General features: G+C 71.2%; 22 protein-coding genes and 1 pseudogene. 13 read left to right on the top strand and 10 right to left on the bottom strand.

Features of this window, described 5'->3' with window-relative positions; all coding sequences use genetic code 11:
* Positions 1 to 133: 133 nt before the first annotated feature.
* Positions 134 to 997, top strand: coding sequence for a MurR/RpiR family transcriptional regulator (locus ACGTNF_RS09485; protein ID WP_394601490.1), 864 nt, complete (start codon positions 134 to 136; stop codon positions 995 to 997).
* A 161-nt stretch (positions 998 to 1158) separates the two neighbouring features.
* Here ACGTNF_RS09485 and ACGTNF_RS09480 read toward each other — a convergent pair whose 3' ends face one another.
* From ACGTNF_RS09480 to ACGTNF_RS09460, 5 genes are all read right to left on the bottom strand, one after another.
* Positions 1159 to 2034 carry an SMP-30/gluconolactonase/LRE family protein gene (locus ACGTNF_RS09480; protein ID WP_394601489.1) on the bottom strand — a complete coding sequence of 292 codons (876 nt, stop codon included), beginning with the start codon at positions 2032 to 2034 and terminating at the stop codon, positions 1159 to 1161.
* On the bottom strand, positions 2031 to 2642 hold the full coding sequence (locus tag ACGTNF_RS09475) for a 2-dehydro-3-deoxy-6-phosphogalactonate aldolase (RefSeq protein WP_394601488.1): 612 nt from the start codon (positions 2640 to 2642) through the stop codon (positions 2031 to 2033). Before ACGTNF_RS09475 ends, ACGTNF_RS09480 begins: the two co-directional genes overlap by 4 nt.
* 16 nt (positions 2643 to 2658) lie before the next feature.
* Positions 2659 to 3639, bottom strand: coding sequence for a 2-dehydro-3-deoxygalactonokinase (locus ACGTNF_RS09470; RefSeq protein WP_394601487.1), 981 nt, complete (start codon positions 3637 to 3639; stop codon positions 2659 to 2661).
* Between the two features lie 11 nt (positions 3640 to 3650).
* Positions 3651 to 4799, bottom strand: a complete 1149-nt coding sequence (gene dgoD / locus ACGTNF_RS09465) for a galactonate dehydratase (RefSeq protein WP_394601486.1) — start codon at positions 4797 to 4799, stop codon at positions 3651 to 3653.
* A 66-nt stretch (positions 4800 to 4865) separates the two neighbouring features.
* A complete protein-coding gene (locus ACGTNF_RS09460; RefSeq protein WP_394601485.1) occupies positions 4866 to 5615 on the bottom strand; it encodes a FadR/GntR family transcriptional regulator in 750 nt (249 codons plus the stop codon).
* A 181-nt stretch (positions 5616 to 5796) separates the two neighbouring features.
* Between ACGTNF_RS09460 and ACGTNF_RS09455 the strand changes: the two genes are divergently transcribed.
* From ACGTNF_RS09455 to ACGTNF_RS09445, 3 genes are read left to right on the top strand one after another with little or no spacing between them, the layout of a single operon-like run.
* Positions 5797 to 6651 (top strand): putative selenate ABC transporter substrate-binding protein, encoded by an 855-nt coding sequence (locus tag ACGTNF_RS09455; RefSeq protein WP_394601484.1) that lies wholly within the window; start codon positions 5797 to 5799, stop codon positions 6649 to 6651.
* Positions 6651 to 7415, top strand: a complete 765-nt coding sequence (locus tag ACGTNF_RS09450; protein ID WP_394601483.1) for an ATP-binding cassette domain-containing protein — start codon at positions 6651 to 6653, stop codon at positions 7413 to 7415. Before ACGTNF_RS09455 ends, ACGTNF_RS09450 begins: the two co-directional genes overlap by 1 nt.
* Positions 7412 to 8923: a PhnE/PtxC family ABC transporter permease gene (locus ACGTNF_RS09445; RefSeq protein ID WP_394601482.1), complete on the top strand. Its 1512-nt coding sequence runs from the start codon at positions 7412 to 7414 to the stop codon at positions 8921 to 8923. Before ACGTNF_RS09450 ends, ACGTNF_RS09445 begins: the two co-directional genes overlap by 4 nt.
* A gap of 103 nt (positions 8924 to 9026) precedes the next feature.
* Here ACGTNF_RS09445 and ACGTNF_RS09440 read toward each other — a convergent pair whose 3' ends face one another.
* A complete protein-coding gene (locus tag ACGTNF_RS09440) occupies positions 9027 to 9389 on the bottom strand; it encodes a RidA family protein (protein WP_394601481.1) in 363 nt (120 codons plus the stop codon).
* 296 nt (positions 9390 to 9685) lie between these two features.
* Here ACGTNF_RS09440 and ACGTNF_RS09435 point away from each other — a divergent pair, with 296 nt between their 5' ends.
* The 4 genes from ACGTNF_RS09435 to ACGTNF_RS09420 all read left to right on the top strand — a co-directional run bounded on the left by ACGTNF_RS09435 (position 9686) and on the right by ACGTNF_RS09420 (position 12169).
* A complete protein-coding gene (locus tag ACGTNF_RS09435) occupies positions 9686 to 9967 on the top strand; it encodes a BufA1 family periplasmic bufferin-type metallophore (protein ID WP_394601480.1) in 282 nt (93 codons plus the stop codon).
* Between the two features lie 65 nt (positions 9968 to 10032).
* Entirely contained in the window at positions 10033 to 10920 is an 888-nt protein-coding gene (gene bufB, locus ACGTNF_RS09430) for an MNIO family bufferin maturase (RefSeq protein ID WP_394601479.1), read from the top strand.
* Positions 10917 to 11714 (top strand): HvfC/BufC family peptide modification chaperone, encoded by a 798-nt coding sequence (locus ACGTNF_RS09425; protein ID WP_394601478.1) that lies wholly within the window; start codon positions 10917 to 10919, stop codon positions 11712 to 11714. The genes bufB and ACGTNF_RS09425 overlap by 4 nt, the downstream gene beginning before the upstream one ends.
* On the top strand, positions 11711 to 12169 hold the full coding sequence (locus tag ACGTNF_RS09420; RefSeq protein WP_394601477.1) for a DoxX family protein: 459 nt from the start codon (positions 11711 to 11713) through the stop codon (positions 12167 to 12169). The genes ACGTNF_RS09425 and ACGTNF_RS09420 overlap by 4 nt, the downstream gene beginning before the upstream one ends.
* Positions 12170 to 12328: 159 nt before the next feature.
* On the opposite strand, the gene ACGTNF_RS09415 is transcribed toward ACGTNF_RS09420, so the two are convergent.
* From ACGTNF_RS09415 to ACGTNF_RS09400, 4 genes are all read right to left on the bottom strand, one after another.
* The gene (locus tag ACGTNF_RS09415; RefSeq protein ID WP_394601476.1) at positions 12329 to 13183 is read right to left on the bottom strand and encodes a universal stress protein; all 855 of its coding nucleotides are present in this window, start codon (positions 13181 to 13183) and stop codon (positions 12329 to 12331) included.
* Positions 13184 to 13272: 89 nt separating this feature from the next.
* Positions 13273 to 14763: a SulP family inorganic anion transporter gene (locus ACGTNF_RS09410; RefSeq protein ID WP_394601475.1), complete on the bottom strand. Its 1491-nt coding sequence runs from the start codon at positions 14761 to 14763 to the stop codon at positions 13273 to 13275.
* A 561-nt stretch (positions 14764 to 15324) separates the two neighbouring features.
* Entirely contained in the window at positions 15325 to 16095 is a 771-nt protein-coding gene (locus tag ACGTNF_RS09405) for a slipin family protein (protein ID WP_394601473.1), read from the bottom strand.
* Between the two features lie 48 nt (positions 16096 to 16143).
* Positions 16144 to 17673 carry an NfeD family protein gene (locus ACGTNF_RS09400; RefSeq protein ID WP_394601472.1) on the bottom strand — a complete coding sequence of 510 codons (1530 nt, stop codon included), beginning with the start codon at positions 17671 to 17673 and terminating at the stop codon, positions 16144 to 16146.
* 862 nt (positions 17674 to 18535) lie between these two features.
* Between ACGTNF_RS09400 and ACGTNF_RS09395 the strand changes: the two genes are divergently transcribed.
* From ACGTNF_RS09395 to ACGTNF_RS09375, 5 genes and pseudogenes are all read left to right on the top strand, one after another.
* Complete coding sequence (locus ACGTNF_RS09395) at positions 18536 to 19771, top strand: ABC transporter substrate-binding protein (RefSeq protein WP_394601471.1); 1236 nt, start codon at positions 18536 to 18538, stop codon at positions 19769 to 19771.
* Positions 19772 to 19820: 49 nt separating this feature from the next.
* Positions 19821 to 21500 (top strand): ABC transporter permease, encoded by a 1680-nt coding sequence (locus tag ACGTNF_RS09390; RefSeq protein WP_394601547.1) that lies wholly within the window; start codon positions 19821 to 19823, stop codon positions 21498 to 21500.
* A complete protein-coding gene (locus tag ACGTNF_RS09385; RefSeq protein ID WP_394601470.1) occupies positions 21497 to 22141 on the top strand; it encodes an ATP-binding cassette domain-containing protein in 645 nt (214 codons plus the stop codon). The genes ACGTNF_RS09390 and ACGTNF_RS09385 overlap by 4 nt, the downstream gene beginning before the upstream one ends.
* A 4-nt stretch (positions 22142 to 22145) precedes the next feature.
* Positions 22146 to 22322: pseudogene (locus ACGTNF_RS09380) on the top strand (glycosyltransferase); the annotation flags it as partial.
* Between the two features lie 38 nt (positions 22323 to 22360).
* Positions 22361 to 22540, top strand: coding sequence for a hypothetical protein (locus ACGTNF_RS09375; protein WP_394601551.1), 180 nt, complete (start codon positions 22361 to 22363; stop codon positions 22538 to 22540).
* Positions 22541 to 22661: the final 121 nt, after the last annotated feature.

The following is a 22661-nucleotide window of genomic DNA, read 5'->3' as shown; positions in this document are numbered from 1 at the left end:
CGAGCGGTCACGGCTGGCCGTTACCCGCCCGCGCGCGCTAGGATAGTGGACATAATGTAGTTAAATCACCACATCATATCGACACACCGGCGGCGACCGACGCCGCTACCGCTTCACGGAGACTCCCTCGCGCATGGTCAGTCACGATCTGCTGGACCGCATTCGCCGTCGCCTCGATGAGCTCAACCGATCCGAACGCAAGGTCGCCGACGTCATCCTCGCCGACCCCACCGCCGCCACCAGCATGAGCATCGCCAGCCTGGCCCATGCGGCCTCGGTCAGTGAGCCCACGGTCAACCGCTTCTGCCGCAGCTTCGACGCCAAGGGCTATCCGGACTTCAAGATCAAGCTGGCACAGAGTCTGGCCGGCGGCACGCCCTACGTCACCCAGGCAGTGGAACCCGGCGATGCCGCGGCCGAATACACCGGCAAGATCTTCGGTGCCACCATCGCGGCGCTGGACATCGCCCGGCGCGAGGTCGACCCGGCGCGGGTCGAGCGGGTGGTCGACTACCTGACCCAGGCCAAGCAACTGCACTTCTTCGGCCTGGGCGCCTCGGGCGCGGTGGCCCAGGACGCGCAGCACAAGTTCTTCCGCTTCAACATCCCGGTGTCGGCCTATATCGACGTGCTGATGCAGCGCATGATCGCCGCCGCCTGTCACACCGGCGACGTGGTGGTGATCATGTCCTATACCGGCCGCACCCGCGAGCTGGTGGACATCGCCCAGGTGGCGCGCAACAACGGCGCCGTGGTGCTGGGCATCACCGCGCCGGACTCGCCGCTGGCCGACGAGTGCACCGAGACCCTGGCGGTCTCGGCGCCGGAGGACACCGACCACTACATGCCGATGACCTCGCGGATGATCCAGCTGGCGCTGATCGACGTGCTGGCCACCGGCGTGACCCTGCGCCGCGGCGAGGACTTCCTGCCCCATCTAAAGAAGATCAAGGACAGCCTGCGCGAGACCCGCTATCCGATGGGCGACGCAGGCTGAAGAAGATTTGCAGTGCCTGATTGGCTGTTTGAGGATGGGCTGATCCGGCAACAAGTCTCCGCGAGGACGCTGTAAACCCATCCTTGGGCGCTTCTTTTGCCATCCATGGCAAAAAAACCTCGCTTCGCCTTGTCCCCGGCGCCCATGAGAGATGGCCGGTATCAGCTCAATCGCAGCGTTGGCTCGGCGAGCCCCGGCACCGCGAGATCGGCGACGAACAGATCGCCGGCGCCGGGCTCGCGGGCCCGCTGCTCGGCGCTCATGCCCTCGCGGGCGGTGGTGATATAGAGCGAGGCCAGCCCCGGGCCGCCGAAGGCCGGGCAGGAGGGCTGGGAGACGGGAACGGAGATGGCGCCGATCTCACGGCCCTCGCGGTCCAGGCGCACCACCCGGCCGGCGCCCCACAGCGCCAGCCACATGGCGCCCTCGGCGTCGATCACCGCGCCGTCGGGATTGCCCTCGCGCCGAGTGACGTCCCCCCACGGCTCGGGCTCGCCGACCGGCCAGCCCTCGGCGTCCAGCGCCCAGCGATAGACGATGCCGCGCGCCGTGTCGGCGAAATGGGCGTGCTCGCCCTGAGGCGAGAAGCAGATCGCGTTGGGAATCGTCAGCCCGCTCCTGAGCCGCGAAAGCTCGCCGCGATGCAGCCGGTAGAGGCTGCCCGCGCCGTCCTCGGCGCCCCGGCCCATGCTCGACAGCCACAGGCTACCGTGACGGTCCACCCGCGCGTCGTTGCTGCGGGTGGCGGCGTTGTCGGCCTCGAAGCCCATCAGCCGCTCGATCGCGCCGGAGGCGGGATCCTGGCGGCTCAGGCGATCCTCGCCCACCACCAGCATCCCGCCGTCGTCGAGCGGCGCGGCCAGCGAGGCCATGTGGTCGAGGTCGATCACGCCGGTCTCGCCGCTTGCCACCTCGAGCCAGTGCAGCCGCCGGCCGAGGATGTCGCACCACACCAGGCGGCCGGAAGCGGCGTGCCACTGGGGCCCCTCGCCCAGCTCGCAGCCGCTGGCCGCCGCCATACGCGCCGCATCGCTCATGCCGCCGGATCCGCGGCCCGCCAGGCCTCGACCAGCTGGCGCGCCCGCTCGCCGACCTCCTCGGCGCCGAGGCCCGGCTTGTAGAGGGCGCTGCCGAGCCCGGCGCCGTCGACGCCGGCGGCTCGCCACTGGCCGAAGTTGTCGACGCCGATGCCGCCCACGGCATAGAGCGCGGTGCCCGCCGGCAGCACGGCGCGCACCGCCTTCATCCCTTCAAGGCCGACCTGCACCGCCGGGAACAGCTTGAGCGCCGTGGCGCCGGCATCCAGGGCGTCGAAGGCCTCGGAGGGCGTGACGATGCCGGGATAGGACGCCATGCCCAGCCGGCGAGTCTCCTCGATCACCGCCGGGCGGCAGTTGGGCGACACGATCAGCCGGCCGCCGACGGCCTGCACGTCGCGCACCTGCTCGGGCGTCAGCACGGTGCCGGCGCCCACCGCGGCACGATCGCCCAGCGCCTCGGCCAAGCGGCGGATGCTCTCCAGCGGCTCGGGGGAGTTCAGCGGCACCTCGAGGCGGTCGAGGCCGGCGGCGAGCAGCGCCTCGCCGACGTCGACGGCCTCGTCGGGGGTGATGCCGCGCAGGATACCGATCAGCGGAAGGGACATGGGACGAGACTCCTGTTCAGTCATGGTCAGGGACAGCGGACGCGAGGGCGGTGTGGGCCAGGCCGAGGCCGGCCAGCACCGCGCGCTGGTTGGCGATGATCTCGCTCGAGTGGCCCAGCGCCGAGAGCGCCAGGGCGTAGCGGCGGCACAGCGCCTCGCCGCCGATCAGCCGCACGCTCTGGCCCGCGGTGAGATCACGGCAGGCACCGGCCAGCTCCAGGCCGATGGCGAGCCCGGAGAGCCTGGCCGCCAGCACGGCGCCGCGGGCCTCGCCGTCCGGCAGGGCATCGTCGAGCAGATCCATGGCGCGCAGCCCGAACAGCGTCCGGGTGAAGGCCTCCGGCGCGGCGGCCGCCTCGGCCACCGCGGCGGTGAAGGCCTCGCGGCAGGCCGCGTCCTCGAGATCGTCCTCGCAGAGCGAGTGGGCCAGCACCGACTGGCTGGCCAGCAGGCGATAGAGCTCGCCGGTCAGGTAGGTGTGGAAGCCCTGCACGCGCCCGCCCTCGAGCGTCGCCCACTTGGCGTGGGTGCCGGGCAGGCAGACCAGGCCGGAGACGCCGGGCGCGAGGGCCGCGAGCCCGGCGAGCTGGGTCTCCTCGCCGCGCATCACGTCGAAGCCGCCGGCGTCCGCGCCCTGGCACAGGCCGGGCAGCAGGCGCACGTCGAGGCGCGCGTCCTCGACGGCCGGGCGCACCGCGCCCTCGGCCAGGGCATCGAGCGCGGTGGGCACCGGCCGGTACGGCGCCTCGCGCCAGCCCTGACGGGCGCCGGCCATGCCGCAGACCAGCACCGTGATGCGACCCTGGGCGGGCAGCCAGTCGCCGATGACGGCCAGCAGGGCCGGCTCATAGTCGGCCGGGGACAGGCCCAGCATGCCGCGGGCGGCCTCGGCCTCGGCCAGCACCTCGCCGCCCGCGCCCAGGGCCCAGGCGCGCAGGTTGCTGGAGCCCCAGTCGACGGCGACCCAGGCCAGCCGCGTGGAAATCGCTTGCGTCATCTCGGCCTCGCTTACCATTCGGCGATGGAGCCGTCGTCATGGGTCCACACCGGGTTGCGCCAGCGATGGCCCACCTTGGCGCGCTCCTCGACGAAGGCCTCGTCGATCTCCACGCCCAGCCCCGGCCCCTGGGGAATGGCGCAGAAGCCGTCCTCGATGCCGAGCGCCGACTTGTCGACCAGGTAGTCGAGCACGTCGTTGTCCTTGTTGTAGTGGATGCCCATGCTCTGTTCCTGGATGAAGGCGTTGTGGCTGACCGCATCCACGTGCAGCGAGGTGGCGAGCGTCAGCGGGCCGAGCGGGCAGTGCGGGGCCATGGCCACGTCGTGGGCGGAGGCCAGGGCGGCGATCTTCAGGCCCTCGCTGATGCCGCCGCAGTGCGAGAGGTCGGGCTGGACGATGTCGATCATGCCGTCGGCCAGCAGGTCGCGGAACTCGAAGCGGGTGTGCAGGCGCTCGCCGGTGGCCAGCGGATAGCCGAGCCCGCCGGCGATGTGCTTGAGGCAAGGCAGATGCTCGGGGGCCACCGGCTCCTCGACGAACATCGGATGGAAGGGCTCCAGCTCGCGCAGCAGCGCCTTGGCCATGGGCCGGTGCACGCGGCCGTGGAAGTCGATGCCGATGCCGACGTCCGGGCCCACCGCCTCGCGGGCCTCGGCGACCCGCGCCACGGCCTCGTCGACCTTCTTGTGGGAATCGACGATCTGCAGCTCCGGGGTGCCGTTCATCTTGAAGGCGGTGAAGCCCTGGTCGACCAGCGCCCTGGCGCCCTCGCCCACGTCGCTCGGCCGATCGCCGCCGGTCCAGGCATACATGCGCATCTTGTCCCTCACGGCGCCGCCCAGCAGCTGGTGCACGGGCACGCCCAGGTCGCGGCCCTTGAGGTCCCACAGCGCCTGGTCGATGCCGGCGATGGCGCTCATCAGGATCGGCCCGCCGCGGTAGAAGCCGGCGCGGTACAGGGTGTTCCACAGGTGCTCGATGCGGTGCGGGTCCTGGCCGATCAGGTAGTCGGACAGCTCGTGGACCGCGGCCTCGACGGTGGCGGCGCGCCCCTCGATGACCGGCTCGCCCCAGCCGTAGACGCCCTCGTCGGTCTCGATCTTGAGAAACAGCCAGCGCGGCGGCACCTGCCAGGTCTTGAGTCGGGTGATCTTCATGGATGGCTCCTTTCTGAAAGCATGAACGGTCAAGCGTGAACGGCCGCCGCGGGGCGACCGCCGGTATCAGTCGGCGCGGGCGCCGGTCTCGGTGTCGACGCCCAGGTCGCGGGCGGTGCGGCCCAGCACCTCGCGGGCGGCCCGGGCGGCGCGCGGCCCGTCGCCGCCCCTGATCGCCTCGAGCACCGCGCCGTGGCGTTCCAGGCTGTCGCCGAGGCCGTCGTCCCCGCGGGCGGGACGCTGGGAGTGCTGCACCAGGGCCAGGATCGACGGCCGCAGCAGGTGGCCCATCTGGCGCCAGATCAGGTTGTGGCTGGCCTCGTAGATGGCCTCGTGGAAGGCCACGTCGTACTCCACGTGCTGGGCGGCCTGCTGCGAGGCGTCGGCGGTCGCCGCCATGCCGCGAAAGGCCGCCTCCAGGCGGGCCAGATCGCCGGCATCGGCGGCGCGGGCGGCCAGCTCCGCCACCACCGGCTCCGCGGAGTAGCGAAAGGCCAGCAGCTCGCGCACCAGCTGCGGCTGGGGATGCGCCAGGCCGACCAGCCAGTCGCTCATCTGCGGATCGAGCAGGTGCCAGTCGCCGACCTCGCGCACCCGGGTGCCGCGCCCGGCGGTGCGCTCGAGCAGGCCGGCGGCGGTCAGGCTGGCCAGGGCGTTGCGCACCAGGTTGCGGCTGACGGCGCAGTGGGCGGCGATGTCCAGCTCCTTGGGGAAGACGTCGCCGGACTGCCAGTCGCCGCCCAGCAGCGCCCGGGCCAGTCGCCTCGCCAGCGCATCGGCATCGCCCTGATGCGGACCCAGTGCCTCGAGACTCATCGATCGCTCCCCATGGCCGAGTGGCGTCAGCGCAAAATGTCTGACATTTATCGCGAGAGTGTAAGCCCAACCACACCCCCGCGTCATGCGCCTTTGGTCCAATGGCTCCCGGTCGACGGACTTGCCATGCCCGCCACCAGCCACAACAATACCCCTCCCGATTCCTTCCAGGAGACCGCCCATGCGCTGGATCGCCGCTTCCGCCGCCGCCCTCGCCCTGCTCGCCCAGGGTGCGGCCGCCGATACCTTCCGCTTCACCGCCATCCCCGACGAGGACCAGTCGCGCCTGGTCGAGCGCTTCTCCAAGGTCGCCGACTACCTCGAGGAGCGGCTCGACGTCGAGGTGGAGTACGTGCCGGTGAAGTCCTACGGCGCGGCGGTCACCGCCTTCCGCAACGACCAGGTCCAGCTGGCCTGGTTCGGCGGTCTCTCCGGCGTCCAGGCGCGCCGCCTGGTGCCGGACTCCCAGGCCATCGCCCAGGGCGCCGAGGACGCGGCCTTCGAGACCTACTTCATCGCCCACCGGTCGACGGGGCTGGAAGAAGGGGACGAGCTGCCCGACGCGGTCGAGGACATGAGCTTCACCTTCGGCTCCAAGACCTCCACCTCCGGGCGCCTGATGCCCGAGCACTACCTGCGCCAGCGCTTCGGCGAGGCGCCGGACGAGATCTTCTCCCGGGTCGGCTTCTCCGGTGACCACTCGCGCACCATCGCCCTGGTCGAGGCCGGCACCTACGAGCTGGGCGCGGTCAACTACGCGGTGTGGGACGCCGCCGTGGAGGACGGCCGCGTCGACACCGACCAGGTGCAGGTGATCTGGACCACGCCGAGCTACCCGGACTACCAGTGGACCCTGCGCGGCGACGCCGACGAGCGCTACGGCGAGGGCTTCTCCGACCGGGTCCGCGAGGCGCTGCTGGAGATGGACGACCCCGAGCTGCTCGACAGCTTCCCCCGCTCGGCCTTCATCCCCGCCGACAACGCCATGTACGCGCCGATCGAGGACGTGGCGGAAGAGCTCGGCCTGCTGCGCTGATGGCGCCGACGGAGCCCACGCACGAGAGGCTGCTGACGCTCGATGGGGTCGATCTCGGCCACGGCGAGCGGGTGGTACTGCCCCGGGTGCATCTGCACCTGGCGCGCGGCGAGCGCGTCGCCCTGCTCGGCCCCAGCGGCGCCGGCAAGTCCACGCTGCTGGCGGCGCTGCGGGAGCGGCTTGGCGGGGCGGTCGCCTGGTGCCCGCAGCATCACGGCCTGGTGCCGGGGCTCGCGGTCTATCACAACGTCTACATGGGCCGGCTCGCCGAGCATTCGGCGCTGGCCAACCTGTGGAACCTGGTGCGGCCGCTGCGCGGCCCCTGGGGCGAGGTGGCCGCGCTGTGCAAGCGGGTCGGCCTGGACGGGCTGATGCGCCGCCCCGTGGGGCAGCTGTCCGGCGGCCAGCGCCAGCGCACCGCCATCGCCCGGGCGCTCTACCAGCAGCGGGAGGTGTTCCTCGGCGACGAGCCGGTGGCCAGCGTCGATCCCCACCAGGCCCACCGCCTGCTGGGACTGATCGAGCAGCGCCACACCACCAGCGTGATCGCCCTGCACCAGCGCGAGCTGGCGCTGACCCGCTTCGACCGCGTCTGGGGCCTGCGCGACGGCCGGCTGGTGATCGACGCCCCGGCCTCCACGCTGAGCCTTGATGACCTCGACGCCCTCTATCCGGACGCCGACGACACCGCCGCGTCAGCCGAGGCACCCGAGCCCGCGGCGCCCCCGCCGGCGTCCCTGCCCTGCTCCCGGGGTCGCGCATGAGCGATGCCGCCCTGCCGCGCCGGCCGGCCTGGCTGGCCGGCCGCGCCACCGGCCCGCGCCTGGCCCGCCATACCCTGACGCTGATCGCCCTGGCGCTGCTGCTTGCGCCGCTGGCCGATCTGTCGGTGGTCACCCGCGACCCCTGGACGGAGCTCGGACGGATGCTCCAGGGCCTGGCCTGGCCCGACTTCGCTTCCGTCGAGTCGCCCTTCCATGCCCTGGGGCTGACCGTCTCGGTGGCGCTGTGGGGCACGCTCGCGGGCGTGGTACTGGGCTTCCCGCTGGCGCTGCTGTTCGCCCGCTCGCGGCTGGTGCGCGCCGGCTGCGCCTTCGTGCGCGCCATCCACGAGCTGTTCTGGGCGCTGCTGTTCCTGCAGGTGTTCGGGCTCTCGGCACTGACCGCCCTGGCGGCGCTGGCGATTCCCTACGCCGGCATCTTCGCCAAGGTGTTCGCCGAGATCCTCGAGCAGACCCCGCGCGCGCCGGCCGATGCCCTGCCGCCCGGCGTCGGGCGGCTGTCGCGCTTCCTCTACGCCGAGCTGCCGCTGGCCTGGACCCAGCTCGCCGCCTACACCCGCTACCGCTTCGAATGCGGCCTGCGCGCCAGCGTGCTGCTGGGCTTCGTCGGCCTGCCGACGCTCGGCTTCCAGCTCGAGACGGCCTTCCGCGAAGGCCGCTACCCGGAGGCCGGCGCCCTGCTGTGGTGCTTCTACCTGCTGATCGCCACCCTGCCCTGGTGGAGCCACCGGCGGCTGGTGCCGCTGCTGCTGGTCGGCGGCGCCTTCCTGCTCGGCCCCTGGCCGGCGGTGGACGGCGGGCTCTTGTGGCGCTTCGTCAGCCAGGACCTGTGGCCCGCGCCGCTGCTGGCCGGCGACGGGGCGGGGCTGGTCGACTGGTTCGCCAGCATCCCCGAGCTCGCTCCGGCCATCGGCAACACCCTGCTGCTGGCGCTGCTCGGCACCGTCGGCGCGCTGCTGGTGGCGATGGCGCTGTGGCCGCTGGCCAGCCGCCACTTCGGCCATCCCGCGAGCCGGATGGCCGGCCGCGGGCTGCTGGTGCTGCTGCGCTCGACGCCGGAGCTGATGCTGGCCTTCGTCTTCCTGCTGCTGCTCGGCCCCTCGCTGCTGCCCGCCTGGCTGGCCCTGGCGCTGCACAACGGCGCCCTGATCGCCTTCCTCGTCGCCCGCCACGCCGACGGCCTGGAGCCCGGCATGCCGGGGCTGCCCGCCTCGGGCCGGCTGGCCTACGAGCTGCTGCCGCGGGTCTATCCGAGCCTGCTGGCCCTGCTCTACTACCGGGCCGAGGTGATCCTGCGCGAGACGGCGATCCTCGGCATGCTGGGGGTGGCGACGCTGGGCTACTACATCGACGAGAACTTCCAGTACCTGATGTTCGACACGGCGGCCTTCCTGCTGCTGGTGACCGCCGGCCTCAACATCGCCGTGGACGCGCTCTCGCGCCGGCTCAGGCCGCGGGAGGTGCCGCAGGAAGACCCCTGCCTGCGCTGAACCGATCCCTCCGCCGTCCCGCCAACGAAAAAGGCCGACGCGTTCGCGTCGGCCTTTTTCCGTTTCATGGCCGCTCCTCGGGAGCGGCGGCTCGAACGCCGGCTCAGGCGTCCTTCACCAGCGCGGTGACCGTGATCTCCACGCGCAGCTCATCGGCCGGCATCGGGGCACAGACGCAGGTGCGGGCCGGGGCATGGCCCTCGGGCACCCAGGCGTCCCACACGGCGTTCATGGCCGCGAAGTCGCCACCGTCCTTGAGATAGATCGTCGCCGAGAGCAGATGCTCGCGGTCGGAGCCGATCTCGGCGAGCAGCGCATCGACTCGCGCCAGCATGCTCTCGGTCTGCGCGGTGATATCGCCCTCGCGGGCCTCGGGGCCGGCCACCTGGCCGCACAGCCAGGCCACGCCGTTGTGGATCACGGCACGGCTCATGCGGGCCTTGGTGTCATGGCGCTGGATGGTCATGGCATCGCTCCTGAAGTCGAGAAAAACGTGCCCATGATCTTACCGCAGCACGAGGGCGGACGAGCCGTCATGCTCACCAAAATTCTTCCCCATGACAGTGATATTCGCCAACTTTTAAAACCTGGTCAGAAATATCATTCGCATGGACGGCGCAACCTTCATGCATCCCCTGTCTTCGTCGGCATCACGACCGCCGAGCGCTCGTCGCGCTGTAAGCCATTCCCCGGCGACCCGACAGAGAAGGGCGCAACGCGACATCGCCAAGAGCGCACCCGACGACCCAGAGGAGAGATCCCATGAAGCGTTCCACCATGCTGGCTGCCGTGTTCACCACCGCCATCGCCCAGGCGGGCGTCATGAGCGCCGCCCAGGCCCAGGAAGGCGAAGCCATGGAGAAGTGCTACGGCGTGGCCCTGGCCGGCCAGAACGACTGCAAGGCGGGCCCGGGCACCACCTGCGCCGGCACCTCCACCGTGGACTACCAGGGCAACGCCTGGACGCTGGTGCCGGAAGGCACCTGCACCAGTATCGAGACGCCCCACGGCATGGGCAGCCTGAGCGAGATCGAGCGTCCCTGAGCCCAGCCCCGATCGGAAGCCCTCCCGGCCCGCCGCGCGGCGGGCCGGCCCCCGAGGAGATCGCCATGTCGCTGCCCCCTTCCCTCTCATTGCCCCCCGGTGCCGTGGGCATCGGCCTCAAGCCGCAGCATGCCCCGGCGCTGCTCGCCGCGCCCCGGCGTGCGGACTTCCTGGAAATGCACGCCGAGAACCACATGAGCGCCGGCGGCCCCGACCGCGAGCGGCTCCAGGCCCTGGCCGAGCGCTACCCGCTCTCGGTGCACGGCGTGGGGCTGTCGCTGGGCGGCGCCGCACGCCCCGATGCGGCCCATCTGGCGCGGCTCGCCCGGCTGGTGGACAGGCTCCAGCCGGCGCTGGTGTCGGAACACCTGGCCTGGAGCCGGCTCGACGGCGACTGCTACAACGACCTGCTGCCGGTGCCGCTCACCGAGGAGAGCCTGGCGCTGCTCGCCCGCAATATCGACATCGTCCAGCAGGCCCTGGGGCGCCGGCTGCTGATCGAGAATCCCAGCCTCTACGTGACGATCCCGATCAACACCCTCGACGAGGCCGACTTCCTCACCGAGCTGGTGGCCCGCACCGGCTGCGGGCTGCTGCTGGATCTCAACAATGCCTATATCAGCGCGTTCAACCTGAACCGCGACCTCGACGCCTACCTGGGCGCCCTGCCCTGGCACGCCGTGGGCGAGCTGCACCTGGCCGGCCACAGCCTGGATACCGCCGTCGATCCGCCGCTGCGCATCGACGATCACGCCGGCCCTGTCACCGAGGCCGTCTGGTCGCTGTATCGCCGCTGGGCACCCTCCGCCCCCGAAGCGCCGACCCTGATCGAGTGGGACGCCGAGGTGCCGACGCTGGAACGCTGGCTCGAGGAGGCCGAGCGGGCCCGCGCTCATCGAGCCGCCGACCTGCCGGCGGCGTCGAGGGCCACGCTGACGAGGATGCCGGCATGAGCGCCCTGGCCGAGTGGCAGCGACGCTTCGCCGCCGCCCTGCGCGCCCCCGATGCCGCTCCCGTGGACGACGGGGCCGCCGAGCTGGGCCGATCCGCCGGGCTCGACGTCTATCGCAACAACGTGCGCCAGAGCCTGATCGAGGCGCTGGCCACCGCCTTTCCCCATACCCGGACGCTGCTCGGCCCGCGCTACTTCGCCGCCGCGGCCGGCGACTACGCCCGCGATCACCTGCCCCGGGAGCCGCGGCTGTCGCGCTACGGCGCCGGCTTCGCCGACTTCCTGGACGACCTGCCGCCGCTGGCCGGTTATCGCTACGCGAGCGACGTCTGCCGGCTGGAGCGCGCCCGGCTCGACGTCGGCCCTGCCGCCGAGGCGCCGGTCCTGGACGCCACCCGGCTGGCCGAGCATCCCGACCCGGCACGCCTTTGCGTGACGCCGCGGCCGGCCACCCGGCGGGTGCGCTGTCGCTTCGCGGTGGGCGCGCTGTGGCAGCGGCTGGAGCGGGGCGAGGCGCCGGGCGAATCCGTCGCCGCCGGGGAGGAGGACTGGCTGGCGGTGCGCCGCGGCGAGCAGGTGCTGCTGACGCCCGTCGACGCCGTCACCGCCGCGCTGTATGGCAGGCTTCGAGAACCTCGAGACACGGCGCTGGGCGACGCGCTGGCGGCGGTCGCCGAGGCCCACGGCGAGACGGCGGCCGGCGAGGCGCTGGGCACCCTGCTCGGCCTCGGCGCGCTGTGCGAGCGCCATGCCGCGCCCGATGATGACGAGCCGAACGAGGAGGCCGCCCCATGAACATGCCGATATCACCACTCAGGTTCTACTATCGACGCCTGGAGCCGGCCCTCGATCGGCTGCCCGTCGATCTCGTGGCCCTGCTGGCACGCCTCGTGCTCGGCAGCGTCTTCTTCCGCTCGGCGCTGACCAAGGTCGACGGCGTCACCATTAGCCAGAGCACCTTCTTCCTGTTCGAGCACGAGTACGCCCTGCCGCTGATCTCGCCGGTGCTCGCCGCCTGGCTGGCGACGCTGGCCGAGTTCGGGCTGTCGCTGCTGCTGTGGGCGGGCCTCGCGACCCGCCTGGCCGCCCTGGGGCTGCTGATCATGACGCTGGTGATCCAGACCTTCGTCTATCCCGATGCCTGGGTCACCCACGGCCTCTGGGCCACGGGACTGCTGACCCTGCTGCTGCGCGGCCCCGGCGCGCTGTCGCTGGACCGCCTGCTGGGCCGTCGGGTGTCGGCGGCCTGACGCGGCTCGCCCCGGCCAGGGCCATGCCGGGCAGCGCCTGGGGCCCTCCGCGGGGCGATGGCTCATGGTGTGCGTCCGGTGCCGACGCACAACGCTGGCAAGACGCGATGATACGAAAAGGCCCCGCCGTGGCGGGGCCCTGAAGAGCGATGACGCGGCTCAGCGCAGCAGCAGCACCGGCTCGCTGGCGTGGCGCAGCATCTCGGTGGTGGTGCTGCCCACCAGCAGGTGGCGGATGCGGGAATGGCCGTAGGCGCCCATCACCACCAGATCGATGTCGTGCTCCTGCTTGTAGGCACGCAGGGTCTCCTCCACCTCGCCGGCGCGGATCGCGCCCTCGGCCTCATGGCCGGCCTCGCGCAGGGTGGCGAGCGCCCAGTCGAGCTGGGAGCGGTTGTCGCCGGTCTCGGCGCCGACGATCACCACGTGGCAGGCGATGCCGGAGAACAGCGGGCTCTTCGCCAGCAGCTCGACGCCCTTGCGCGTGGTGTTGCTGCCGTCGAAGGCGATCATCACCTTCTCGGGGCGCTTGAAGGCCTGGGGCACCACCAGGATCGGTCGATGCTGGCCGCGCACCACCCGCTCGAGGTTGGAGCCCAGGTGCTCGCTGTCCTGATGGGCGCTGCCGCCGCGCTTTCCCACCACCAGCAGGCGGATCTCGTCCTCCAGCTCGGCGAGGGTCTCGACCAGGGTGCCGTTGCGCTGGCGGCTGCCGGGCTCCGCCACGCCGTCCGCGACGGCGCGCTCCTGGGCCGCCTTGAGCATCAGCCGGCCCTGCTCCTGGGCCACCTTGGCGCGCTGCTCGTCGAGCTGCGACAGCTCCTCGAGCAGATGCTCGCGGGAGCCGAGCCCGATGTTGCCGGAGAGATCCGCCTCGGCGGTCTGCGGATGGTTGTCGACCACGTGCAGGAAGGTCAGCGGCGCCTCGAGCGCCAGGCTGGCCCAGGCGGCGTAGTCGCAGACGCCCTCGGAAAACTGCGAGCCGTCGATGGCGGCCATCACCTGTTCTGTCATCTGTCTGTCCTGAAGCTGGCGTGGATTGTCTGGCTTTCGTTCTACACCATCCGGCCGCCCCGTCACAGGGGCGGCCGCCGACGGGCGGCTCAGTGGCCGCCCATCAGCTTCTCGACGGCTTCCGGGTCGTCGTGGATGGCATAGCGGTCGACGATGGTGGCGCTGGCCTCGTTGAGGCCGACCAGCTCGACCTCGGTGCCCTCGCGGCGGAACTTGATCACCACCCGGTCCAGCGCCTGCACGGCGGTGATGTCCCAGAAGTGCGCCCGGGACAGGTCGATGGTGACCTTCTCCACGCTCTCCTTGAAGTCGAAGGCGCGGCCGAAGCGCTCGGAGGAGGCGAAGAACACCTGCCCCACCACGCGATAGACGCGGCGGCTGCCCGCCTCGGCCTGCTCGACGCCGATGTAGAGGATGTTGCCGACCTTGTTGGCGAAGAACAGCGCCGCCAGCAGCACGCCGACGAACACGCCCATGGCCAGGTTGTGGGTGCCCACCGTGACCGCCACGGTGGCCAGCATCACCAGGTTGGAGGACAGCGGGTGCTTCTTCAGGTCGCGGATCGAGGTCCAGCTGAAGGTGCCGATGGAGACCATGATCATCACCGCCACCAGCGCCGCCATGGGGATCTGCGACACCCAGTCGGAGAGGAACACCACCATGATCAGCAGCATCACGCCGGCGAACAGGGTGGAGAGGCGACCGCGGCCGCCGGATTTGATGTTGATCACCGACTGCCCGATCATCGCGCAGCCCGCCATGCCGCCGAGCAGGCCGGTGCCGATGTTGGCGATGCCCTGGCCCTTGCACTCGCGGTTCTTGTCGCTCTCGGTGTCGGTCAGGTCGTCGACGATGGTGGCGGTCATCATCGACTCCAGCAGGCCCACCACGGTGAGCATGATGGCGTAGGGGAAGATGATCGACAGGGTCTCGAGGTTGAGCGGCACGTCCGGCCACAGGAACACCGGCAGGGTGTCGGGCAGCTCGCCCATGTCGCCCACGGTGTTGATGTCGAGGCCGGTGATCATGGCCACGGCGGTCAGCACCAGGATGCACACCAGCGGCGACGGCAGCGCCTTGCCGATCACCGGCAGGTAGGGGAAGAGATAGATGATGCCGAGGCCGGCCGCGGTCATGGCATACACGTGCCAGGTGACATTGGTCAGCTCCGGCAGCTGCGCCATGAAGATCAGGATCGCCAGGGCGTTGACGAAGCCCGTCACCACCGAGCGCGAGACGAAGCGCATCAGGTCGGCCAGGCGCAGGTAGCCGGCGACGATCTGCAGCGCGCCGGTGAGCAGGGTCGCGGCCAGCAGGTACTCGAGCCCGTGCTCCTTGACCAGCGTGACCATCAGCAGCGCCATGGCACCGGTGGCCGCCGAGATCATGCCCGGCCGGCCGCCGGCGAAGGCGATGATCACCGCCATGGAGAAGGAAGCGTAGAGGCCGATCTTGGGATCGACGCCGGCGATGATCGAGAAGGCGATGGCCTCGGGAATCAGCGCCAGGGCGACGACGATGCCCGACAGGAGATCGCCCTTGATGTTGGAGAACCAGTCTTGCTTGAGGGATCGAGTCATGCTGCGGTCCAGTCGAGGGTGGAGGTGGATGCCATGAAGGCGTCAGGGTCGTGTCATGCGCAGCCCTTCCCGGCCTCGCGAGGAGGCCGATGCCGTGGCGCCGGTCGAGCGCCGAGGCCGGTCAAGCGCGCGGTGGCGCCATGAGAAAGAAGCTGACGGTGCAAGCGGGCGCGGGGCGCCCAGGACATCGAGACGATGCCCGGCCGCGATGACATCGTGACGACATCATCGCGGCCCGAATTCGGGAGGGAAAGGCTAGGGCGGCGTGGCCAGCCCGGAACGAGAGGGCATCACGGTATGTCGGTTCCCTTGCGTTGGATCGACGAGGCACCGGGCTGATCCGGCTATCCCGTCAGGAGCGCGGGAGTCTACCAGACCCGCCGGATCGCTGCATCCGGCGAGACCCGAAGATCGACGAGGGGCGCCGGGGACAGGTCGTAGAGGGGGTTTTTGCCATGGATGGCAAAAGTAGCGCCCACGGATGGGTTCACAGCGCCCCTCGCAGACCTGTCGACGGATCAGACCCGAGGACACGATGACTGTTCATGCTGCCGCCTGCCATCACTGATTCCCCTGGTCACCGACGGCGCCGGCCATCGACTTGAAGGCGTCCACCAGGTCGATGGGCAGTGGCACCACGATGGTCGAGGCGTTCTTGTTGCTCATGTCGCTCATGGTCTGCAGGTAGCGCAGCTGCAGCGCCATCGGATTGGCGGACATGACGTTGGCGGCCTCGAGCAGCTTCTGCGAGGCCTGCAGCTCGCCCTCGGCGTGGATCACCTTGGCGCGGCGCTCGCGCTCCGCCTCGGCCTGGCGGGCGATGGCGCGGATCATGCTGTCGTCCAGGTCGACGTGCTTGATCTCCACGTTGGCCACCTTGATGCCCCAGCTCTCCGCCGAGGTGTCGATGATCTCCTGGATGTCGTCGTTGAGCCGGTCGCGCTCGGAGAGCATCTCGTCCAGGTCGTGCTTGCCGAGCACCGAACGCAGCGTGGTCTGGGCCAGCTGGCTGGTGGCGTTGACATAGTGCTCGACCTGGATGATCGCCCGCTCCGGGTCCACCACCCGGAAGTAGAGCACCGCATTCACCTTCACCGTGACGTTGTCCTGGGAGATCACGTCCTGCTCGGGCACGTCCATGGTGATCACCCGCAGATCGACCACCTGCATCTTCTGGATGCCCGGGATGATGATGAACAGCCCCGGTCCCTTCACCGCCTGGAAGCGCCCCAGGAAGAACACCACGCCGCGCTTGTACTCCGGCAGGATGCGGATCGAGGCCGCGATCAGCATCAGCACCAGCACCAGCGGCACGAGATAGGAAATCAGCATGTCGTGTCTCCATCAGTTTCGGGACGTATCGGTTTCAGGGTCGAGACATCACGCGCTATCGGCGGCCGCGGCCTGAAGCGACTCGACGTCGACGGTGAGCCCGTCGATGGCGACCACCCGCACCGTCTGTCCGCGGCGCAGCGGCTGCTCGCTGCGGGCGTTCCAGCGCTCGCCGTGCAGCCGCACATGGCCGTCGCCCTGGAAGTCCTCCAGCGCCACCGCCTCGGTGCGGATCAGCTCCTCCTGACCGGTGCGCGGCGTGCGCCGCCGCAGGCCCAGGAAGCGGGTCATCACCCACAGCATCAGGCCCGCCGCCACCAGGGCCACGCCGCCGATCAGCGGCAGGGAAATATTCAGGGTATCCGCGTCCATGAGCATCACCGATCCGATCACGAAGGCCACGATGCCGCCGATGCCCAGGATGCCGAAGCTGGGCATCAGCGCCTCGCCGACGATCAGCCCCAGCCCCACCAGGATCAGCGCCAGGCCGGCATAGTTGACGGGCAGCACCTGGAAGGCGAACAGCGCCAGCAGCAGGCAGATGATGCCGATGGTGCCCGGCACCAGGCTGCCGGGGTTGGAGAGCTCGAAGATCAGGCCGTAGAAGCCGATGATCATCAGGAAGTAGGCCACGTTGGGGTTGGTGATCACCTCCAGCAGCCGGGTGCGCCAATCGGGATCGAAGCGTTCGACGACCAGGTCCGCGGTCTGAAGCGTGACGGTGCCGTTCTCCATCACCACCTCGCGGCCGTCGAGCTGGGCGAACAGATCGTCGAGGTCGCTCGCCAGCACGTCGATGACGTTCCGCTCCAGCGCCTCCCGGGCGGTGAGATTGACCGCCTCGCGCACCGCTTCCTCGGCCCAGTCGGCGTTGCGGCCGTGGCGATCGGCCAGCGAGCGGATATAGGCCACGGCGTCCTCCAGCACCTTGCGCTCCATGGCGGTCTCGCCGCGGCGCTTGGGGGCGGCCTGCTGATCACCCGCCGCCGTGTCATCGCCCTCCCCGGCCGAGGCCTCGCCTGCCTCGTCGCCTGCCTCGTCGCCCCCCTCCGTCGCGGCGGCCGACTTCGCCTTGGCGTCGGACGTGGGCGCCGCTTCCTGCGCCTCGGCGTCGTCCGGCGCTTCCGGCTCGCCGATGCCGGGCAGCCCGCCCCCGCCGCCGATCTGCACCGGCGTGGCCGAGCCGAGATGGGTGGCCGGCGCCATGGCCGCCACGTGGCTGGCATAGAGCAGGTAGGTGCCGGCGCTGGCCGCCCGGGCCCCGCCGGGCGAGACATAGAACGCTACCGGAATCTCCGAGGACAGCATCGCCGAGATCATGTCGCGCATGGAGGCGTCGAGGCCCCCGGGCGTGTCCAGCCGTACCACCACCAGCCGCGCCTCGCGCTCGGCGGCGATCTCCAGGCCGCGCAGGAAGTAGTCACCGGTGGCCGGGCCGATGGCGCCGTCGAGCGTCATCACCAGGGCCGTGCCCCGCTCCTCCTGGGCGCTCGCCTGCCAGGCGGCGAGCCCGCCCAGCAGCAGGCAGGCCAGGCTGAACCAGAGCAGCACGCGATGCGGCAGGGACGATCGAAACATCATGGGCACCTCGCCCGGGCTCTCGGAATACGGGTGAGGGCTGGCCACACCGCGCAAGATCCCTATCATTGGCACCTGCCGATCAGTGTAGTCGTCGCACCCGAAGAAGGCTCGGCGCGGGCCTTCCCCCCGCCAGACAGCGGCATCGCCGAGACACGCGGCCGGCCGCGCAAGGCATACGCCCCGTCGATGACGCCACGAGCCTCGCCGCGAACGCGCCGATGCCCTTCCCCCTCGTTGCCCGCTGCGACTCGCGCCCTGCGGCCGGTCGCAGCGCCATCTGTCGTCGCCGTACTGCCCCGGCTCGGCCCATGGCGCGACGGAGACCCGGCGCCGGCCCACTGGCGTGATCTCCTGCGGGCCAGGCGGGCGTGCAGCCGCATCGTCGAGGTGCGTGTAAGGTGAGGCGCCCTCATGCGACCATCCATGACCATCGTCCCCGAACAAGGAGCGTCATGCCGGACACCGACTCTCGCCGCGACACGCCGCGGGTCCCGTCGACCCTCCGCGACCCGCTGGCCGCGGCCCTGGCCCGCACGGGCCTCGACGCGGGCATCGCGGCGCTGCGCCCGATGGCCGACACGGGCCTCGCCCACCACCATCTGTGGCTCGAGCGGACCGGGGGCGACTGGGTGGCGCGCCAGCCATCGGCGGGCGCAGGATGCGCGGCGGCGCGGCGAGGACTGGTCCGCGGCGCTGAGCGACGACGCCCTGATCGCCCACGTGCGCGAGCGCGTGGACCACTACCTGTCGGTGGCCGCCATCGAGCACGTGCGCGGCGAGCATCGCGACCTGCAACGCCGCCTTGCGTCCTGACGCATGCCCCCTTGCCCCCTGTTCACCTTCACCAAGAGGATCCACGATGCGCGCACCCTCTCTCCGGCTGGCCGCCCTGCTGCCGGCCCTGCTGACCAGCACGGGGCTCATGGCCGCCCCCGACCCGACCGACTGGCCGGCCGTGCTCGAGGAGGCCCGCGGCCAGACGGTCTACTGGTACGCCTGGGCCGGCGACCAGCGCACCAACGACTACATCGACTGGGTGGCCGGGCGCGTCGATGCGCGCTTCGGCATCGACCTCGAGCACGTCAAGGTCGGCAACACCGCCGAGGCGGTCTCCCGGGTGCTGGCGGAGAAGCAGGCCGGCAACGACACCGCCGGCAACGTCGACCTGATCTGGATCAACGGCGAGAACTTCGCCGCCATGAAGGAGAACGATCTGCTGTTCGGCCCCTTCGCCCGCGCGCTGCCGAACTTCGCCCTGACCCGCCCGGCGGATAACCCCGAGGTGATCACCGACTTCACCCTGCCCACCGAGGGCTACGAGTCTCCCTGGGGCCGGGCGCAGATCACCTACTACTACGACAGCGACGCCTTCCGCGGGAATGGCGACGCCCATGACACGCTCCCCCAGGACATCGAAGGGCTGCTCGCCTGGGCCAAGGCCAATCCGGGGCGCTTCACCTACCCGCGCATTCCCGACTTCACCGGCAGCACCTTCCTCAAGCAGGCGCTGATCGAGCTCACCGACCGGGACAAGGCACTCTACGCGCCGGTCGAGGAGAGCGACTTCGCTGCCGTCACCGCCCCGCTGTGGGACTACCTGGATGCCCTGCACCCGCACCTGTGGCGCGGCGGCCGCCAGTTCCCCGCCAGCGGCCCCGAGATGCGCCGCCTGATGGGCGACGGCGCGCTCTCGCTGGCCTTCACCTTCACCCCCTCGGAGCCGGCCGCGGCGGTGGCCGACTACGAGCTGCCCCCGAGCACGCGCAGCTACGTGCCCGACAGCGGCACCCTCGGCAACGTGCACTTCGTCGCCATCCCCTACAACTCGCCCCACCAGGCCGGCGCCATGGTCATCGCCGACTACCTGCTGTCCCCGGAGGCCCAGGCGACCAAGCAGGACCTCGACGTCTGGGGTGACCGCACCGTGCTCGACGTCGCCCGGCTGCCGGCAGAGGACCAGGCACGGTTCGCACTGGACGCGGAGAACCCGGCGATGCTGCCGGCGGGCGCCCTCGCGCGCACCCTGCCCGAGCCGCACCCCAGCTGGATGACGTCACTGCAGGACGCCTGGCAGGCGCGCTACGTCGGCCGATGAGGACGAGCGCTAGCCCCTGCGGTGCGGGCGAGGCGGGGCCGGCCCGATGATGCTGCGCCTCGCCCCCGCACTGATCGTCACCCTGCTGGTCGCGCCGATCCTGGCGGGCCTCGCCATGGCCCTGCTGCCGGCCTTCGGCTACCTGCCGGCGCTCGGCGGCGAGGGCCTCTCGCTGGCGCCCTGGCGGGCGCTGGCCGCCCAGCCGGGCATCGGCCGCTCGGTCGCCATCAGCTTCGCCGGCGGCCTCGTCGCCACCGCCCTGTCGCTGGCCGTGGTGCTGCTCTACCTGGCCGCGGCGAGCGGCAGCCGGCTCGATCGCTGGATCCGGCGGCTGGTCTCGCCGCTGCTCTCGATTCCCCACGCCGCCGCGGCCTTCGGGCTGGCCTTCCTGATCGCCCCCACGGGGCTGCTCGCAAGGCTGGCCTCGCCGGCACTGACCGGCTGGGAGCAGCCGCCGGACCTGCTGATCGTGCAGGATCCCTGGGGGCTCTCGCTGATCGCGGGACTCGTCATCAAGGAGGTGCCCTTCCTGCTGCTGATGAGCCTGGCCGCGCTGCCCCAGCTCGACGCCGAGCGCCGGGTGGCCATGGCCCGCTCGCTGGGCTACCGCCCCGCCATCGCCTGGCTCAAGGTGGTGGCGCCGGCGCTCTATCCGCTGATCCGCCTGCCGGTGTTCGCGGTGATCGCCTACGCCTCCTCGGTGGTGGACGTGGCGATGATCCTCGGCCCGACCCTGCCGCCGACGCTCGCCGTGTCGATCCTCACCTGGTTCAGCGACCCCGACCTCGAGCAGCGCTTCCTGGCCTCGGCCGGCGCGATCCTGCAGCTCGGCGTCACCGCCGCCGCGCTGCTGGCCTGGTGGGGGCTGGAGCGGCTCATGGCAAGGCTGATGACGGGCTGGATCGCCCGCGGCGGGCGCGCCCGGGGCGAGGCCGGCCTGCGCCTCGCCGGCAAGCTGCCGATCCTGCTCGCCACCGGGATCGCCTTCGCCGGCGTCGGCGGCCTGGCGATCACCTCGGTGGCCGGGTTCTGGCGCTTCCCCGACGCCCTGCCCCGCACCATGACGCTGGATCACTGGGCCCAGGCGCTGCCCGCCCTCGGCGAGCCCCTCGCCTCGACGGCGCTGATCGCGCTGGGCGCCACCCTGCTCGCCGCGGTGCTGGTGCTGGCGGCACTCGAGAACGAGCAGCGCACCGGGCGCACCGCCTCGAAGACGCTTTGGCTGCTCTACCTGCCGCTGATCGTGCCGCAGATCGCCTTCCTGTTCGGGCTGGTGGTGGTGATGGAACAGCTCGGTACCCGGCCGTCCCACGGCCTGATCGTCTTCGGCCACCTGCTGTTCGTGCTGCCCTACGTCTTCCTGTCGCTCTCGGAGGCCTACCGGCGGATCGACCCGCGCTGGGCCCGGCTCGCCCTGACCCTCGGCGCCTCGCCCAACGCGGTCTTCTGGCGGGTCCGGCTGCCGATGCTGCTGGCCCCGCTGCTCACCGCCTGCGCGGTGGGCCTGGCCGTGAGCATCGGCCAGTACCTCCCCACCCAGCTGCTCGGCGCGGGCCGGGCGAGCACCGTCACCACCGAGGCGGTATCGCTGGCCGCCGGCGGCAACCGCCGGGTGATCGGGGTCTGGGCGCTGGTCCAGGCGGGCCTGCCGCTGGCGGGCTTCGCGATCGCCATCGGACTGCCGAAACTGCTATGGTCACACCGCCGCGGCATGCAGGGAGCCCCATGACCACGCCCCATCGACTCGCACTTCGCGACCTCCACATCCGCCTGGGCGACACGCCCCTGGTCGCCCTCGACGCCGAGATCGGCCCGGGCGAGGTGCTCACCGTCATGGGCCCCTCCGGCTCGGGCAAGTCGACCCTGCTGGCCTTCCTGGCCGGCTTCCTGGCGCCCGAGTTCACGGCCGCGGGCCGCATCCTGCTGGACGGCCGCGACCTCACGCCCCTGCCCGCCGAACGCCGCGGCATCGGCCTGCTGTTCCAGGACCCGCTGCTCTTCCCCCACCTCTCGGTGGCCGGCAACCTGCGCTTCGGCCTCGCCGGCCCCGGCGCCGACAAGGCCGCCCGGGTCGAGCAGGCGCTCGCGCACGTCGGGCTGGCCGGATTCGGCGAGCGCGATCCGGCCACGCTCTCCGGCGGCCAGAAGGCGCGGGTGGCGCTGATGCGCCTGCTGCTCTCGGCCCCCAGCGCGGTGCTGCTCGACGAGCCCTTCTCGAAGCTCGACACCCACCTGCGCCAGGCGATGCGCCGGCTGGTCTTCGAGCACCTGCGCGAGGCCGGCCTGCCGAGCCTGCTGGTCACCCACGACCGCGAGGACGCCGAGGCCGCCGGCGGGCGGGTGATCGAGCTCTCGCCCGCGGGCCGGTGAGGCGATGCCCGGCCGATCCCTCTGGAGCACCGCGATGTCGACCCCGCTCCGGCTGAGCATTGTGCTTCCGACGCTGAACGAGGCCGCCATCATCGAGGCGACCCTGACCCACCTGCAGGCGATGAAGGCGGGCGGTATGGAGCTCCTGGTGGTCGACGGCGGCAGCCGCGACGAGACGCCGGCCTGTATCAGGGCGTCGACTGGGGCATGGATCGGGGCATGGCCCAGACCCGCGAGCGCGCCATGGCGATGGGCTGGCGCCTCGCCTGCACGGCCCGGCTCTGGAACGTCGACCGCCCCGAGGATCTCTCCCGGCTGGACCGCCTGAGCGCTTCGCTCGGCATCGACTTCCTCGCCCCCCGCCATCAGGGGCGCCGCGACTCGCGTCCCACCCTGTAAGGAAGGTCGGCACGCCACGACTCAAGACTCTCCACAATGCTTTAAACGGAGTCTCACTACACGACGGCAAAACCCTGCTGGTAGACTCGTTCCCCATCACGGCGACACGCGATGGGGATGG

The organism is Halomonas sp. B23F22_10 (assembly GCF_043496975.1).
Lineage (GTDB): Bacteria > Pseudomonadota > Gammaproteobacteria > Pseudomonadales > Halomonadaceae > Halomonas > Halomonas smyrnensis.
Note: the sequence above shows the minus strand (reverse complement) of the source record. Positions and strands in the feature narration are given on the sequence as shown.

What these genes read in the sequence shown, in the direction of transcription:
- ACGTNF_RS09420 (WP_394601477.1), top strand. Translation starts at nt 11,711, where the DNA reads ATGAACATGCCGATATCACCACTCAGGTTCTACTATCGACGCCTGGAG.
- ACGTNF_RS09485 (WP_394601490.1), top strand. Translation starts at nt 134, where the DNA reads ATGGTCAGTCACGATCTGCTGGACCGCATTCGCCGTCGCCTCGATGAG.
- ACGTNF_RS09425 (WP_394601478.1), top strand. Translation starts at nt 10,917, where the DNA reads ATGAGCGCCCTGGCCGAGTGGCAGCGACGCTTCGCCGCCGCCCTGCGC.
- ACGTNF_RS09395 (WP_394601471.1), top strand. Translation starts at nt 18,536, where the DNA reads ATGCGCGCACCCTCTCTCCGGCTGGCCGCCCTGCTGCCGGCCCTGCTG.
- ACGTNF_RS09400 (WP_394601472.1), bottom strand. Translation starts at nt 17,673, where the DNA reads ATGTTTCGATCGTCCCTGCCGCATCGCGTGCTGCTCTGGTTCAGCCTG.
- ACGTNF_RS09460 (WP_394601485.1), bottom strand. Translation starts at nt 5,615, where the DNA reads ATGAGTCTCGAGGCACTGGGTCCGCATCAGGGCGATGCCGATGCGCTG.
- ACGTNF_RS09435 (WP_394601480.1), top strand. Translation starts at nt 9,686, where the DNA reads ATGAAGCGTTCCACCATGCTGGCTGCCGTGTTCACCACCGCCATCGCC.
- ACGTNF_RS09385 (WP_394601470.1), top strand. Translation starts at nt 21,497, where the DNA reads ATGACCACGCCCCATCGACTCGCACTTCGCGACCTCCACATCCGCCTG.
- ACGTNF_RS09440 (WP_394601481.1), bottom strand. Translation starts at nt 9,389, where the DNA reads ATGACCATCCAGCGCCATGACACCAAGGCCCGCATGAGCCGTGCCGTG.
- ACGTNF_RS09450 (WP_394601483.1), top strand. Translation starts at nt 6,651, where the DNA reads ATGGCGCCGACGGAGCCCACGCACGAGAGGCTGCTGACGCTCGATGGG.
- ACGTNF_RS09390 (WP_394601547.1), top strand. Translation starts at nt 19,821, where the DNA reads ATGCTGCGCCTCGCCCCCGCACTGATCGTCACCCTGCTGGTCGCGCCG.
- ACGTNF_RS09405 (WP_394601473.1), bottom strand. Translation starts at nt 16,095, where the DNA reads ATGCTGATTTCCTATCTCGTGCCGCTGGTGCTGGTGCTGATGCTGATC.
- ACGTNF_RS09480 (WP_394601489.1), bottom strand. Translation starts at nt 2,034, where the DNA reads ATGAGCGATGCGGCGCGTATGGCGGCGGCCAGCGGCTGCGAGCTGGGC.
- ACGTNF_RS09445 (WP_394601482.1), top strand. Translation starts at nt 7,412, where the DNA reads ATGAGCGATGCCGCCCTGCCGCGCCGGCCGGCCTGGCTGGCCGGCCGC.
- ACGTNF_RS09410 (WP_394601475.1), bottom strand. Translation starts at nt 14,763, where the DNA reads ATGACTCGATCCCTCAAGCAAGACTGGTTCTCCAACATCAAGGGCGAT.
- dgoD (WP_394601486.1), bottom strand. Translation starts at nt 4,799, where the DNA reads ATGAAGATCACCCGACTCAAGACCTGGCAGGTGCCGCCGCGCTGGCTG.
- ACGTNF_RS09375 (WP_394601551.1), top strand. Translation starts at nt 22,361, where the DNA reads ATGGCCCAGACCCGCGAGCGCGCCATGGCGATGGGCTGGCGCCTCGCC.
- ACGTNF_RS09475 (WP_394601488.1), bottom strand. Translation starts at nt 2,642, where the DNA reads ATGTCCCTTCCGCTGATCGGTATCCTGCGCGGCATCACCCCCGACGAG.
- ACGTNF_RS09415 (WP_394601476.1), bottom strand. Translation starts at nt 13,183, where the DNA reads ATGACAGAACAGGTGATGGCCGCCATCGACGGCTCGCAGTTTTCCGAG.
- ACGTNF_RS09470 (WP_394601487.1), bottom strand. Translation starts at nt 3,639, where the DNA reads ATGACGCAAGCGATTTCCACGCGGCTGGCCTGGGTCGCCGTCGACTGG.
- ACGTNF_RS09455 (WP_394601484.1), top strand. Translation starts at nt 5,797, where the DNA reads ATGCGCTGGATCGCCGCTTCCGCCGCCGCCCTCGCCCTGCTCGCCCAG.
- bufB (WP_394601479.1), top strand. Translation starts at nt 10,033, where the DNA reads ATGTCGCTGCCCCCTTCCCTCTCATTGCCCCCCGGTGCCGTGGGCATC.